The organism is Spirosoma oryzicola (assembly GCF_021233055.1).
Taxonomy (GTDB): Bacteria; Bacteroidota; Bacteroidia; order Cytophagales; family Spirosomataceae; genus Spirosoma; species Spirosoma oryzicola.
The window spans coordinates 2,148,575-2,162,687 of record NZ_CP089538.1; the positions used below are offsets into that span (position 1 = coordinate 2,148,575).

A 14,113-nucleotide genomic window follows, 5' to 3' on the forward strand; every position below is an offset into this window, starting at 1 on the left:
CTGGGAATAGGCTGGTTATTGCGGTAAGCCTACTCATGACGCGCTAATTCGTTTCGTTCTCGCTGCACAACCAGACTAAGCTCAGCGTCTGTTACGTGATGAGCCTGAAGTACAGATTGATTCACAACATGCACTGGCTCGCCCTAGGAACCTACAGCCGCAATCGCTCCCATTGCCAGTTCTTGGTGGCCGGGTACACCAAGCTTCCGGACAACGAACACATCAAGCTCAACCCTCAGGTGAATGGTAACTTCGTAGGCTACGGGAACGCCCCCACGAGATAAAGCCAGGATCAGACATCCGGCGGATCAGCGTACTGGGTTAACTGCTTGGCCAACTAACGGCCAGCATCGCTGCGATCACTAGATTTATTTCATACACGCTGACTGATCAGTAGGCTGCTAAAACGGCCTCGCTGCGTAAACGGATATAGCCCGCTTGTGAATTACCCCACGAGCAGGTTGCTCCCAAAAATAGCTTGCGGAGAGCCCGTATTTACCGTATGGTATTACCATCATGTGTACAGTGTATACACGCTGTTGACTAGTTTAATGTGCAGAAACAATACGAGACACTTTTAGAAAAGTTTGTTTGGAGAAACGGCTTAAGTGAATGTTTTTCATTTAATTAGCGAACTGTTTCCTGTCAAACCACGCCCCTGGCTAGTTCATTGCGGTTAGTAGTCTTTTATGAAAACTCTTGTAGACGTTACAAAAAAAGTAATGGGAATACACCCCCAGCAAGGTGTAAAGCCACTGGCTAACCTGGTGCATGTTGGCTCCGAATTTCATGGATACTTTGTTCCCGAAAATTTCCTGACAAGCGAGTCCGTCTGTTACTGTGTAGGAGCGGGAGAGGACATTTCGTTTGATACCGAATTAAAAGCCCGGTTCGACGCGCGGGTTTACATTTTTGATCCAACGCCAGAAGGCATCAATCATTTTCAAAAACTAAAGGAGTACACACAGGCCGGAAAGACGTTGACGATTCATAACGAACCGCCTAATGACTCGTACCCGTTCACGTACCGTTTATCCACGGAGCAAATCGATGCGGTTACCTACGTAAACATTGGCGTCTGGGATCAGAAAACAGTCCTGCGCTTCTTTGAGCCGCAAAAGGAAAACTACGTTTCGCATTCGGTTTATCTGTTCAAAGATTCCGAAAAGTACATCGAAGCACCCGTTGACCGCCTGAGTAATCTCATGAAGATGCTCAACCACACGACCGTTGATCTGGTCAAGCTGGAGATTGAAGGAGCCGAGTATACCGTAATCGATACAATCGTCGAGGATAAACCGGACGTAAAGATGATCCTGGTCGAGTTCGACGAGGTCCATAACGTTACCGATAAAGGCTATCATTTCCGCATCAAAAACGCCTGTGCCAAGCTACGGAAAGCGGGTTACGTACTCGTACATTCTACCGAATCGTTGAAACGTACGTTTGTGCGGGAGGACGTTCATACGTCGTTGATTAAGACCGAAACGGCCCCCAGTTAATCCGCAAGTCTGGTTAAAAGTCATTCATTTGAGGGCGGGTACCCACTCCTGATGCCCACAGTTGCTGCAAAAAGCCGTTTCTTCGCGACCAGCACCGGGCTGTGCGTTTCCACAGTGGTGGCAGACGTATTGACCCGGTGCTTTTTCCTGCTGATCAACAAATTCCGTATCCCATTCGGGTAAAAGTGAAAGTCCTGGTTTAGGGTTCGAATCTTCAATCAGCGTGAAGGACCCATTGGCTTCCATGTACAGCCGCTTGACATGACCCAGGTGGATCAGGCCACTTGACCGAAGCTGAGCAAACAAAAGCTCACGCGTAACAACTGTTCCTTTCAGATTGGCCAACTGGATGACAGCGTTCTCAACGAGTGTGCTTTTATCACCCTGAGAAAGCGTTTCAAACTTTTCATTCTTTGCCGCGATGTAGGAAACAAGACGCTGAGTAAATACGACCACCAGAGCGATAACGAAAGCCGGTAATAAACCCCGACTGGCGTCCAGAATCGGAATCCCGATAGCGGCTGCCAGCGATACCATAGCCGCCATCTCGTTGCGGCTCAACTGAGACGCCATCCGTCGGCCCATCAGCCGCATGGCCACAACTAGCAGCAGATAAACTGCGGTTGCCCGGATTAGTATTTCGACGTAAAAGATAACCGGAACTTCTCCAATCAGAATTCGCGGCCAATCGTATATATTGATATCTTCCTTATTCATAATGACGTTAAAGTATCGCTTCACTCCATTGCTCCGCATGACAGCTTGGGCAGGTGCCCGGCTTTGGCTCGGCTGGTAGGGTGTAACCGCAATTGCTACAGGCTAGGATTTTTTCGTCTGGATGTTGGTGAATCGATTGAATTTCAGGATCTAAAGGAGGTAGTATGGATAAGCCAGGCTTTCCTTTTTCGTCCTTGTAAATGCTGAATATGCCGTACGCTTCCAGGTACAGCCGCTTCACCTTCCCCAAATTGTACACATTTTCGCTCCGTAAAGCCGCATAAATCTGCTGATGCGATAAGCGATTACTCGCCATCTTATCCAACTGGATAATTCCGTCTTTAACGATCACCGTTTCGGTACCCTGAATGATCGTTTCTGCTTTGCTGCTCCTGAACCCTAATGAGTTTGTTCCCCGCAGAAAAATCAGGGCGCAGATCATCGCCATCACACCCGCCAAAAAACCACGATCCGGTAACTGCATAGCCGGAGAAACGATGGCCCCCATCGTAAGCATAACCGCTAGTTCTAAGTTGGTTAACTGGCCGTTCATCCGTTTCCCCAGCAGCCGCATCACAACCAGCAGTATGAGGTAAATCAGCATCGTCCGAACAAACACTTCTGCCAAGAATTCAATGGGAGCATTCCCGAATAAGATCCGCTGCCAATCGCCTAACTTTATCTCTTCCTTATTCATGTCAACCCTAACTTTTGTCTAATCGAATTGATTGAAAGACGGTGAGTAAACTGACTTTATTTATATAAAAAACTAGAAACATATAATATTAAAATGAGCCAAATGGCCGAAAGAGAATCTTCGTTAACAGATTGGTTCTGAAACCGGTTGTGTAACTAGGATAAGCCTCTGGCCACTACTTCATGAAACATATACTTCCCCTTCTCTTTGTAACGCTACTCGTTTCCTGCCAGACAAAAACATCGGAGAATGAATCCAAGAAAACACCACCCGTTCCGCTGGCAACTGACTTTATTGAGGAACTATGGTATAAGAATGCACTTGTTTACAGCGTAGATGTTGAGGTCTTTAAAGATTCGAACAACGACGGTGTTGGTGACTTCAAGGGGCTGACGCAATCGTTGGATTATCTCAAAACGCTGGGGGTCGATGCAATCTGGCTAGCCCCTTTTCAGCCGACACCCAACAAAGATGATGGGTACGATGTCGCTGATTTTTACGGCATCGACCAGCGCCTGGGCACTAATCAGGACTTCGACGAATTAATTAAACAAGCCAGCCAGCGAAGCATTCGGGTGATGATGGATCTGGTTACCAACCACACGTCCGATCAGCACCCGTGGTTTAAGCAGGCCCGTCAGCAAAAGAATTCGCCGTACCGGTCATGGTATGTCTGGTCGAAAGAGCGGCCAAAAAAGTGGGATACGGGTATGGTATTTCCGGGTGTTCAGAAAGCTGTCTGGACGTACGACAAGCAAGCGGGGGAGTATTATTATCACCGCTTTTATGACTTTCAGCCAGACCTGAACATGCAGAACCCGGCGGTGCAGCGGGAAATGCGCAAGATTGTCAAGTACTGGCTCGACAAAGGAATTGCCGGTTTTCGGGTGGATGCCGTTCCGTTCCTGATCGAAGTAGCGAATCCCGATTTCGACCCGGATAAGCCGGAACATCAGTTTGACATCATTACGCAGTTGCACCAGTACATCCAATGGCATAAGCGTGACGCAATTCTGTTGGGCGAAGCCAATGTCGACCCGAAAGAGCAGGAGCCTTTTTTTGGTAAAGACGGGGAGAACATGCAGACAATGTTCAACTTCTTCGCGAACCAGCACCTTTTCTACGCCCTGGCAAGTGGTGAAACCAAGCTACTACGGAAAGCCCTGCACGATACCAAAGACATTCCACCAACGGCCCAGTGGGCGCATTTTTTGCGCAACCACGATGAAATTGACCTCGGTCGGCTGAGTGATGAAGAGCGGGATAAGGTTTACAAACGATTCGGCCCTGACTCAACGATGCAACTTTACGACCGGGGCATTCGGCGTCGGTTAGCGCCTATGCTGGGCGACCGGCGTCTGGTCGAGTTGGCGTACAGCATGCTTTTTTCGTTACCTGGAATGCCGGTTATCCGGTACGGCGAAGAGATTGGCATGGGCGATGACCTGAAGCTGGAAGAGCGGTTATCGGTTCGAACACCTATGCAGTGGTCTAGCGCTACGAACGGCGGCTTTTCGAATGCACCAAAAACCGTTCGGCCCGTCATCAGTCAGGGTCCCTACGGCTATACGTCGATCAATGTAGCGGCCCAGCGTGCCGATTCAGCCTCGCTGCTGAACAAGGTGACCCAACTGGCCCGTTTGCGCAAACAATGTCCAGAGATCGGTTGGGGAAACTGGGAACTGGTCGATACGGGCTCCCAGCACGTTTTGGCTATTCGGTACGATTGGCAGGGACGGTCGTTGTTGATGGTGCATAACTTTAGTCCAGAGCCGCAGCAATGCCAGATCAGCACGCAATTGAAGGCGCAGACTCAACTGGTTAACCTTCTGGACAACAGCCAGCGTCAAGTTGGGAAAGATGGTGCGTACACGACTCAACTGCCGGGCTATGGCTATACGTGGTATCGCCTGAAAAAGTAAGTAATACTGCTTTTGTTTCCTTTGATGACCCGTAACTGGCGCAGCAACTAAGCGAAGTCGATTTGACTGGTGGCCCATTCCCTTATTTCCCTGGCTTAGTACCAACCTGGGGCGAAAGGTAAGGTTACAATGAGGCAAGTAGTCAAAAGTTCTGGCACTCTATGGGAAATTGCATAGTGTATCCGGCTGCGTAATTGTTGGCTCAGACGGTGCTAGGGCTGCTAAACTTTAATGTTGTATGCGGCAGCTAAACATACATAGACGATCACTCGGTGTAACATTTTTAGAGGACAAGCAAGCGCAGGTAGTTGTATGGAGTCCTACCGCCAGTCAGGTAGCGATCAAGGTGAACGATCAATCGGCAGCACTGCCGCTAAGCCGGGGAGAACTTGGGCATTGGCGGCTAACAACCCGAAAAATCAAACCCGGCGACCGGTACACGTTTATCCTGGATGGCGAACAAGAGTACCCTGACCCGGCGTCGCTTAGTCAGCCAGAAGGCGTACACGAACCATCACAGGCGATTGATACCGATCAGTTCAATTGGGACGATCAGGAGTGGGTCAATCCACCCTTAGAAGACTATCTGATTTACGAAATCCATACGGGGACGTTTACGGACGAAGGTACGTTCGAGGCATTCGAAACCAAACTGGATCATCTGAAAGCATTAGGCGTTACCGCCATTGAAATCATGCCGGTAGCTCAGTTCGCCGATGATCACAACTGGGGCTATGATGGCGTATATGCCTATGCCGTACAAACGTCCTACGGAGGAGCCGCTGGGCTGCAACGCCTGATCAACACCTGTCATAAGAAAGGGATTGCGGTCATTCTGGACGTGGTCTATAATCATTTTGGTCCCGAGGGCAATTACCTGGATAAGTTTGGCCCTTATCTAACCGATACGTATTGCACGCCCTGGGGGAAAGCGGTTAACTTTGACAATACCTGGTGCGATGGCGTGCGACAATACATCATCGGAAATGCCCTTATGTGGCTGCGCGACTTCCATATCGATGCGCTACGCCTGGATGCCGTTCACGCGATCAAAGATAGCGGACCCGTCCATATCCTTCAGGAGCTTAGACAGGAGGTTGACCGATTAATGGAAGCAACGGGACGTCGGCATTACCTTATGATCGAATGTGATCTGAACGACCCCCGCTACATCAATCCGATAGCAGAGAACGGATATGGTATGGATGCTCAGTGGATCGATGAATTTCACCATTCGCTGCGTGTTGCGGTAGGGGAGGACAAGATTGGCTATTACGCGGATTTTGAAGGGCTTGATCATCTGGTCAAATCCTACCAGGATGCCTACGTTTATGACGGACAGTTTTCCGAAGTCCGGCATCGGCTTTTTGGCACAAGAGCCGAACACAATCCGGGCAAACAGTTCATTGTGTTTTCGCAGAACCACGATCAGGTTGGTAACCGCAAGCTGGGTGAGCGATCCAGTCAATTGTACAGCTTTAACACTACGAAGCTGATGGCTGGAGCCGTACTGGTCAGCCCGTACATTCCGTTGTTGTTCATGGGCGAAGAATGGGGCGAAACAAACCCGTTTCTGTACTTTGCGAATCACCTGGAACCTGATCTTGTAGAGGCCGTGCGGGAGGGACGTAAGCAGGAGTTTGCAGCGTTTCACTCGGAGGGTGAGGTTCCCGATCCGCAGGAGGAAGAAACGTTTCTAAGGTCGAAGCTGCAATGGGAGTTGATTGAGCAGCAACCGCACCGGACGATGCTGCGGTTTTATCAAACCCTCATTGCCTTGCGTCAGCAACTACCTGCTCTGCGCCAGCTGGACCGTAAGCAGATGACTGTTAACGCCTGCGATAGTCAGCAGGTACTCGTTTTGCATCGTTGGTACGATGATCAGCATGTACTGTGTTTAATGAATTTCGACAAAGAACCACAGGTGTTGCAACTGACTGCGCAGCCTAAAAACGGACGGTGGCAAAAACTGCTCGATTCGGCTGATCCACAATGGCAGTCGTCAGAGGAAGCACAACCTAGCTCAGCGCCCGAAGAATGGTCTGGTGATGTAGCCGTTACGGTACCCGCCGAGTCACTCATTATTTACGCGCAGGGACACGAGAAAAATGCGCTCAAACTGCCCGATCTGATGGCATAAGATGGCATAATAAGTTCTACGCTTACCGGTCAGAGCCAGCGTGTTCTGACCGGTAAGCTATTTCTTTGCGCGTTGTACCTGTGGAGAGGAGCTTACTACTGTATTGGGTGCTGCTTATTTAGGTTAGGCCGTTGTGCCTAGCCATTGCCGGATGCTATCTTCGGCATAGCCCGCCCCTGAACTCATGCCTTTACCGCCGATACCCGTTACAATACGAATATTCTCGTCTACGTCGTACTCGAAAATTTCCGATTTAGTCTGGCTGTAGAATCCGGCCCACGCTTTTCGGACGTTTAGCGGAAACTTGACAATCCGTTCTGCTTCGGTTAGCATAAGCCGATTGATATAATCCTGCGTATGGTAACCCAGATCTTCGGCTTTTGTCGCATCGGCATACTCGTGCGAATCACCAACGATAAACGAACCGTCCGTGGCTTGTTTGAATAGAATGTGAATGCCCCAACGCTTCAGTTCGGCCAAGTGCTCGGGCGTAGAAACGCGGACGAAAGAAGGGCATTCCTCAAAGGCTTCGTAACGACGTATAGTTAGCCCCGTTAGTATATTTCCGGGCAGGTTGATGCCTGCAACCGATTCTACCAGAAGCATTTGTAGCTTGCTTACAACCAACTCCGCATCGGCCAACACCTCAGGAAACAACAACCGGACTTCGTGCCCGCTGCAAATAATAACCCGTCCGGCCTGAAACCGCTGCCGATTAGCCAGGGACACAATCGCTCCGCTGTAATTGGACTGACAATCGATCACAGCCGAACCCGGTCGGTAGTCGACGCCGTACTTCTTCTGAATAAAAGCGATCAGCCGGTGGATCATCTGTTCCGGTTCAACGCTTAGCTCGTCGGGGAAAAACAGCCCGCCAATGACATAATCAGTCCGTAGGGAAGGGTACTTCTCCAGGCACTGCGCTTTAGACAGTAGTTCGCTGATATAACCCAGGCGTTGGTAGCGGTCGTGCAGTTCATTCGCCAGCGTCCACTCGTCGTTGTCGGAGGCCAGGTAAACGGTTCCGTTGGCGCGTACCGTCAAATCGGTCTGCTGTTGAAGCTCGCGGTAAATTTCTAGGCTCCGGCGACCGTAATCGAACCAACGACCCGCCAGACCTGACGGTACCACTTGCCCGAAATTACGCACCGTAGCCCCAACCGGATACTGATCTTTTTCCAGTAGCAGCACCCGTTGACCAGCTTTAGCCGCGTGGTAAGCATGAAACGTTCCCAGCGCACCCGCGCCGATGACAATCAGATCGTAAGAAGCCATAAGTTAAAAAAACAGACTTGTCGGTGTAGGGCGGAGAAATCGTTCTTTTCTACGCTCGTTTAGGTATTGACCGCGACCGCGTGCGAATCCAGCAGGGCGGGTAAGTCCCGGAGCGATCCGATTAGCCGATCGTGTGGATACGTTTCGAGCTGTTCTTTCGAATGCGTCCCGTTGGTAACCCCCAGGTTAAGCACGACACCTGCCGCCTGACCCGATAGAAGGTCAGAAGGAGTGTCGCCGATATTGACAACGGCTTTGGGCGAGCTGATTCCTAGTTGATCAATAGCCCGCTCAATCATGAGTGGATAAGGGCGTCCGCGCTCTACTTCGTCACTGGCTATCGACAGTTGAATCAGACTGTCAGAGGTTCCTCGCCGGTGCTGATCGAGGCCGTTGAGCCAGCCAAGTTTCTCCAGTATAATATCGGTGACAACCCGGTAGAATCCTGTTGTTAGCGCAATAGCAATGCCCCGTTCACGCAGGTAGGCAAATGTGTCGAGACAGCCTTCGGTGGGCGTAGCGCCGTTGACGCGATAGTGACGTTCCAGAATTTGTTGAAAAGTAGCATAGGATATATCAACATGGGCGGGGACATCGGGATGCATTTCACCCAGCTGTTCTTTCCAGAGCGTGTCAAATACATACCGTTTCGACAAGCCCTGCATCGCCAGAATCCGTTCCGCCGAGGCAATCAGACCTGTTTCAGCGGCTGCCTGCGCAAAGCATTGCTCGACTTCATGGTGGTCGGTCACGGTTGTGCCGGCCATATCAAACACCACTAATTCAATAGGTTGCATCTTTTTTTAGAAGAAAGAGCAGTAAAACAACACAATCTTTCGATACGTGCCGCCCGACTTGTGTTAAGAAATAAAGAAAACTCGGGCAATCGTCCTGTAGGCTGACCGATGATCGTTAATGGTGCCTATTGTTCGTTGCGCTCCCGGAGTTTCAGGATCAGTTCAGTTTTTAGCTCGTGCAGCTGTTTTTCCAACCCAACGGGGTAGGTGTGAGGGTTCACAAACCGCTTGACTCCCGGATGCAGATTTGCCAGTTGTTCCTGAACCCGCGTCCGGATCGAATGAATGTCTGGACTGGTATAGACACAGGTTCCGCTTCGGAAGACGGGTACCAGTAAGTCGTCAAATTCCTGTTTAGCGTCAAAGGTACGCCGTTTAGTGAAGTCCAGCGGATCGATCATCGTCATCGATGCAGTTGAATCCGTGTCGTTTAGGCTGTTTTCATCAACAATCATATCGGCGACGAAGCCACGCTCGTTCCGGAATCGGCGGACCTGCTGAATGCCGGGCGTCGATATCTTGATGGCCTGCTCCGACAGCTTCATTTTGTAGTCCCACCCGCTTTCTGCGTCCGGCGAGATCGACTCCTGGCGGAGAGCCGCCAGCTTGTATACACCACCAAGCGCCGGTTGGTCATAGGCCGTTACTAATTTCGTACCCACACCCCAGATGTTGATTTTCGCCCCCTGCTGTTTTAAGCTGTTAATGATGGTTTCGTCCAGATCATTGCTGGCTACGATGGCCGTATCCGTAAAACCCACTTCATCCAGAAGTTTACGCGCTTCGATGCTCAAATACGCCAGATCACCCGAATCGAGCCGGATACCGGCCAGCTTGTAACCCTTCTGCACGAGCGTACGGCCCGCTTCGATGGCATTGCGAACCCCCTGTAGCGTGTCGTAGGTATCCACCAGCAAGGTTACGTTGTTGGGTAAAACGTCGGCGTAGGTTTGAAACGCTTCCAGTTCGTCGGCAAATGACATGACCCAGCTATGGGCGTGGGTGCCTCGTACCGGGATATCATATAATTTGCCCGCCAGAACGTTTGAGGTAGCGTCGCACCCCCCGATGTAAGCGGCCCGTGAAGCCGTCATGCCGCCGTCGATACCCTGCGCCCGACGCAAGCCGAATTCCAGCAGCGTATCATTTTCGGCAACCAAGCGCAGTCGAGCGGCTTTTGTCGCGACCAGCGATTCAAAATTAATCAGATTGAGCAGGGGTGTTTCGAGCAACTGGCACTGCAAAATAGGCCCGCGTACCCGAACCAGTGGTTCATTCGGAAAAACGACTGTTCCTTCGGGGATCGCTTCGACATCGCAGGTGAGTTTAAGATTGGCTAGGTAATCCAGAAAAGCCTCTTCAAAAAGCGGTTGCCCATCATTGCCCGTAAGCGTGCGCAGATAGCGCAAATCTTTTTTGGATAGACTAAAGTTGTTGATATACCCGATCACGTTCGTTAGGCCGCAGGCAATTGTAAATCCCCCGCCAAATGGATGTTTCCGGAAATACAGGTTGAAAACGGCTTCTTTTTCGGCGGTTCCCGATTTCCAGTAACCATACGCCATGGTTATCTGATACAGGTCGGTAAGTAAGCTTAGGGAGGTGTCGTACAGTTTATTGGTCATGCAGCGAAGGTACTATTCAATGGCTTTACTCAAAATGTTTATTGCTTTTCAAACAAATAAAAGATAAATTGGTCTAATATTTGTGCGGGGCATTTCGCCACCGATTGCCCCACATAACTTGTAAATACTACCGTTTATCTGTACTACCCATGCAGAAGTTAAGCCTTTCCCAGTCGCTTCAGCAAAAACTGTCTCCTCAACAAATTCAGTTTATCAAGCTGTTGCAAATTCCTACTGCCGAACTCGACACGCGTATTGAGGAAGAATTGGAAGTCAACCCGGCATTAGAAGAGGGAATGGACGATGACTACGATCAGCGGGAGGACGATTCCTTCGCCGACGACTACGAAGACGATTACAAAGACCGTAACGACGACCTCGACATCGATAGCTACATCCGCGACGAAGATTATGCGGGCTACAAAATGCAGGGCGATGGCAACTACGGTGAAGAAGATCGCGATATGCCGCTGGCTACCAGTTCGAGCCTGCTGGATTCGCTGATGCAGCAATTCGGTTATCTACACCTTACAGAAACGCAGCGAATTATTGGCCTTCAGCTTATCGGTAGCATCGAAGCGGATGGGTACATCCGGCGGTCAATGCAGGCCATCGTCAATGATCTTGCTTTTTCGCAAAACGTATTTACCGATACCGATGAGCTGGAGGATGTTCTTCAAAAAATCCAGACGTTTGATCCACCCGGCATTGCGGCTCGTTCGTTGCAGGAATGCCTCGTGTTACAGCTTCGGCGCAAAGATACCTCCGATCCGTACATCATTCTGGCTATCCGCATTATTGAAGATTTCTTCGAAGAGTTTTCGAAAAAGCATTTCGATAAAATCCAGCGTCGGCTCAACATCAGCGACGAGTCGCTGAAAAAAGTAATCGACATTATCATCAAGCTGAATCCCAAACCAGGTTCTGTCGAGGGTGAAGCAGGGACGATTCAATACCTGATTCCTGACTTCATTCTAACCAATAACAATGGCAAACTTGATTTGACGCTGAACTCCAAAAACGCGCCCGAGCTACGCATCAGTCGTTCGTTTGCCGACATGCTCGATACCTACGACAAAAGCAGTAAGCAGAATAAATCGCTTAAAGAAACCGTCTCGTTCGTCAAACAGAAGCTTGACGCCGCCAAATGGTTTATCGACGCCATCAAGCAGCGCCAGCAGACGCTACTCAAAACGATGAATGCCATTGTACGTTTTCAGTACGATTTCTTTATGACCGGCGACGAATCGAAATTGCGGCCTATGATCCTGAAAGACATCGCCACCCTGATCGATATGGACGTTTCGACGGTGTCGCGGGTAGCCAACAGTAAGTCAGTGCAAACCGAATTCGGAATTTATCCGCTTAAATATTTCTTCTCCGAAGGTATCGCGACCGATTCAGGGGAAGATGTCAGCAGCCGCGAAGTGAAAAATATTCTCAAGGATCTGATTGATAATGAACCAAAGCTGAATCCGCTTTCAGACGACAAGCTCGAAAAAATTCTGAATGACCGGGGTTACAACATTGCCCGTCGTACAGTTGCCAAGTACCGAGAGCAACTGAATATTCCGGTGGCCCGACTAAGAAAAGAACTTTAATGCAAGTAGAGCCAGTTGGCTGGGCGATGATCAATAAGGAACGATAGCATTTGCTAACTTTGTCGTTACTGGCTGTTACAGACTTATGTATCATTGCACCGGCAACCCGGTCATAATTTTTTAATTCGTTGAACGCTTCGCTTGCCCGATTTCTCTCTGTCATTTTTCACCCGCTGCTAATGCCGACGCTGTTGTTCGGCATTTTACTGTATCTAACTCCTTCGGTTCTTGGGGTCGATGCTTTTTCGGGTACACTTCGAATCAGTCTACTGGTCCTTATCTTCATCGGCACGTTTGCTGTTCCAGCGCTGCTCATTTACTACCTGTTTCGCAGCGGTTACGTCCGAACGTTACAACTGGACACCTTATCGGATCGTCGATTGCCTTACTTTCTAACGGCTTTTGTCTATACAGGCGTGACATTCCTGTTCGCGTTTCGAATGCAGCTGCTGTCGAGCATTGCCCCTGGAATAGCCATCCTGCTGGGTAGTATTACCGTTTCGATTCTGCTGGTTGGGCTTATCAGTCTATACTGGCAGATTAGTGCACACAGTGTCGGCATCAGCGGAGTCGTGGGAGCAATAGCTGGTATCATTGTAAAGTCGAGTCAGACGGATCTCGTGCTGGTTCTGCTCATTCTGATCATGTTAGCTGGGATGATCGCTAGCGCCAGACTTCAACTCAACGCGCACACGCCCGACCAGGTAGGAGCCGGATTTGCACTCGGTCTGAGCATAAGTGTGCTTACGGTATTGTTTGTCATGTAGGATCAGTTAGGTACCGCAACGGTACCAGACCAGGTTACTAGGGCATTTATTTTGTTCTCTCTAGTAAAAACTGTATGCTTGCTACTCGTTTCTAAAAGATCCGTCTCATGTTTGAAAACCTTATTTACGAGGTTGTTGATGGCATATGTCGCATCACGCTTAATCGGCCACAGGTGTACAACGCACTGAGTCCTGCGTTGATCAGCGAGATAACGGCCGCTGTGACAACCGCCGGTAATGATAACCGTGTTCGTGTTGTCGTGCTGACAGGAGCGGGTGACAAGGCGTTTTGTTCTGGCGCCGATCTGAAAGAAGGATTTAGTCCTATCAGTGCTGAGAAAGGTCAGCTCAATCTCGGGGAGTCGTTGCGCAATGGATACAACCCGATGATCAAAGCCATGCGGGATCTGGCAAAGCCGATTGTGGGGCGGGTCAATGGTGTAGCGGCTGGCGCCGGTTGTTCGCTGGCATTAGCCTGTGATATCGTTATTTGTGCTGATGAGACTTACTTCAGCCAGCTATTCGTCAACATAGGCTTAATGCCGGATGCGGGTTCTACGTTTTTCCTTCCCCGGTTGATCGGCTCCCAGCGTGCTTTTGAGCTATGTAGCACGGGTAAGCGGGTATACGGTCCCGAAGCGGCTCAGCTTGGATTGGTAAGCCGTTCGGTTCCTGCCGATAAGTTAGATAGCGCAGTGGATGAAATAGTCGCTTATTACGCTACTGCACCTACCCAAGCGATTGGTGCAATGAAAAAAGTTTTGAATCAATCGCTTTATTCTGATCTCGACCACCAGCTAGAGCAAGAAGCTGAAAATCAAGATAAATTAGGTCGTTCTACGGATTTTCCGGAAGGGGTAGAAGCTTTCCTTTTGAAACGAAAAGCAAATTTTTTAGGCCTATAGCTTGACAAGGGGCATTTTTCTATCTACTTTTGCACTCCCAATCAACGGGAAACAAACAAAAAATAGAGTACGCATTCGTAGCTCAATTGGATAGAGCACCTGACTACGGATCAGGAGGTTTGGGGTTCGAATCCCTACGAGTGCACTTGACAATAAGCCACTTAC

Annotated in this window: 12 protein-coding genes and 1 tRNA gene; 8 read left to right on the plus strand and 5 right to left on the minus strand. The window is 49.8% G+C overall.

Translation table 11 applies throughout. The features are described 5' to 3' along the window. Positions 1 to 128: 128 nt before the first annotated feature. Entirely contained in the window at positions 129 to 284 is a 156-nt protein-coding gene (locus LQ777_RS08715; RefSeq protein WP_232562131.1) for a hypothetical protein, read from the plus strand. A 405-nt stretch (positions 285 to 689) separates the two neighbouring features. Then, positions 690 to 1,502 (plus strand): FkbM family methyltransferase, encoded by an 813-nt coding sequence (locus LQ777_RS08720; protein WP_232562132.1) that lies wholly within the window; start codon positions 690 to 692, stop codon positions 1,500 to 1,502. Positions 1,503 to 1,526: 24 nt separating this feature from the next. On the opposite strand, the gene LQ777_RS08725 is transcribed toward LQ777_RS08720, so the two are convergent. Together LQ777_RS08725 and LQ777_RS08730 are read right to left on the minus strand one after the other, a co-directional pair. Next, on the minus strand, positions 1,527 to 2,219 hold the full coding sequence (locus LQ777_RS08725) for a DUF421 domain-containing protein (RefSeq protein ID WP_232562133.1): 693 nt from the start codon (positions 2,217 to 2,219) through the stop codon (positions 1,527 to 1,529). 7 nt (positions 2,220 to 2,226) lie between these two features. Further along, on the minus strand, positions 2,227 to 2,916 hold the full coding sequence (locus tag LQ777_RS08730; protein WP_232562134.1) for a DUF421 domain-containing protein: 690 nt from the start codon (positions 2,914 to 2,916) through the stop codon (positions 2,227 to 2,229). Positions 2,917 to 3,098: 182 nt separating this feature from the next. Here LQ777_RS08730 and LQ777_RS08735 point away from each other — a divergent pair, with 182 nt between their 5' ends. Next, positions 3,099 to 4,838, plus strand: a complete 1,740-nt coding sequence (locus tag LQ777_RS08735; RefSeq protein WP_232562135.1) for an alpha-amylase family protein — start codon at positions 3,099 to 3,101, stop codon at positions 4,836 to 4,838. Between the two features lie 238 nt (positions 4,839 to 5,076). Next, complete coding sequence (gene treZ / locus LQ777_RS08740; RefSeq protein WP_232562136.1) at positions 5,077 to 6,978, plus strand: malto-oligosyltrehalose trehalohydrolase; 1,902 nt, start codon at positions 5,077 to 5,079, stop codon at positions 6,976 to 6,978. Positions 6,979 to 7,101: 123 nt separating this feature from the next. Here the strand turns inward: treZ and LQ777_RS08745 are convergent, their stop codons facing one another. The 3 genes from LQ777_RS08745 to LQ777_RS08755 form a co-directional block, all read right to left on the minus strand. Continuing rightward, positions 7,102 to 8,253 (minus strand): TIGR03364 family FAD-dependent oxidoreductase, encoded by a 1,152-nt coding sequence (locus LQ777_RS08745; RefSeq protein ID WP_232562137.1) that lies wholly within the window; start codon positions 8,251 to 8,253, stop codon positions 7,102 to 7,104. Positions 8,254 to 8,312: 59 nt separating this feature from the next. Next, positions 8,313 to 9,050 carry an HAD family hydrolase gene (locus tag LQ777_RS08750; protein WP_232562138.1) on the minus strand — a complete coding sequence of 246 codons (738 nt, stop codon included), beginning with the start codon at positions 9,048 to 9,050 and terminating at the stop codon, positions 8,313 to 8,315. Positions 9,051 to 9,175: 125 nt separating this feature from the next. Next, entirely contained in the window at positions 9,176 to 10,675 is a 1,500-nt protein-coding gene (locus LQ777_RS08755; protein ID WP_232562139.1) for a nicotinate phosphoribosyltransferase, read from the minus strand. A gap of 149 nt (positions 10,676 to 10,824) precedes the next feature. Between LQ777_RS08755 and rpoN the strand changes: the two genes are divergently transcribed. The 4 genes from rpoN (at position 10,825) to LQ777_RS08775 (ending at position 14,093) form a co-directional block, all read left to right on the plus strand. Beyond that, positions 10,825 to 12,276, plus strand: a complete 1,452-nt coding sequence (gene rpoN / locus LQ777_RS08760; protein WP_232562140.1) for an RNA polymerase factor sigma-54 — start codon at positions 10,825 to 10,827, stop codon at positions 12,274 to 12,276. A gap of 179 nt (positions 12,277 to 12,455) precedes the next feature. Continuing rightward, complete coding sequence (locus tag LQ777_RS08765; RefSeq protein WP_232562141.1) at positions 12,456 to 13,043, plus strand: phosphatase PAP2 family protein; 588 nt, start codon at positions 12,456 to 12,458, stop codon at positions 13,041 to 13,043. A 107-nt stretch (positions 13,044 to 13,150) separates the two neighbouring features. Further along, on the plus strand, positions 13,151 to 13,948 hold the full coding sequence (locus tag LQ777_RS08770) for an enoyl-CoA hydratase/isomerase family protein (protein WP_232562142.1): 798 nt from the start codon (positions 13,151 to 13,153) through the stop codon (positions 13,946 to 13,948). A 71-nt stretch (positions 13,949 to 14,019) separates the two neighbouring features. After that, positions 14,020 to 14,093, plus strand: a tRNA-Arg gene (locus tag LQ777_RS08775). The last annotated feature ends 20 nt before the right edge of the window (positions 14,094 to 14,113 follow it).

Bases quoted from the DNA above. Each gene is read 5' to 3' on its own strand.
- LQ777_RS08715 (WP_232562131.1), top strand. From the start codon at position 129: ATGCACTGGCTCGCCCTAGGAACCTACAGCCGCAATCGCTCCCATTGC.
- LQ777_RS08720 (WP_232562132.1), top strand. From the start codon at position 690: ATGAAAACTCTTGTAGACGTTACAAAAAAAGTAATGGGAATACACCCC.
- LQ777_RS08725 (WP_232562133.1), bottom strand. From the start codon at position 2,219: ATGAATAAGGAAGATATCAATATATACGATTGGCCGCGAATTCTGATT.
- LQ777_RS08730 (WP_232562134.1), bottom strand. From the start codon at position 2,916: ATGAATAAGGAAGAGATAAAGTTAGGCGATTGGCAGCGGATCTTATTC.
- LQ777_RS08735 (WP_232562135.1), top strand. From the start codon at position 3,099: ATGAAACATATACTTCCCCTTCTCTTTGTAACGCTACTCGTTTCCTGC.
- treZ (WP_232562136.1), top strand. From the start codon at position 5,077: ATGCGGCAGCTAAACATACATAGACGATCACTCGGTGTAACATTTTTA.
- LQ777_RS08745 (WP_232562137.1), bottom strand. From the start codon at position 8,253: ATGGCTTCTTACGATCTGATTGTCATCGGCGCGGGTGCGCTGGGAACG.
- LQ777_RS08750 (WP_232562138.1), bottom strand. From the start codon at position 9,050: ATGCAACCTATTGAATTAGTGGTGTTTGATATGGCCGGCACAACCGTG.
- LQ777_RS08755 (WP_232562139.1), bottom strand. From the start codon at position 10,675: ATGACCAATAAACTGTACGACACCTCCCTAAGCTTACTTACCGACCTG.
- rpoN (WP_232562140.1), top strand. From the start codon at position 10,825: ATGCAGAAGTTAAGCCTTTCCCAGTCGCTTCAGCAAAAACTGTCTCCT.
- LQ777_RS08765 (WP_232562141.1), top strand. From the start codon at position 12,456: ATGCCGACGCTGTTGTTCGGCATTTTACTGTATCTAACTCCTTCGGTT.
- LQ777_RS08770 (WP_232562142.1), top strand. From the start codon at position 13,151: ATGTTTGAAAACCTTATTTACGAGGTTGTTGATGGCATATGTCGCATC.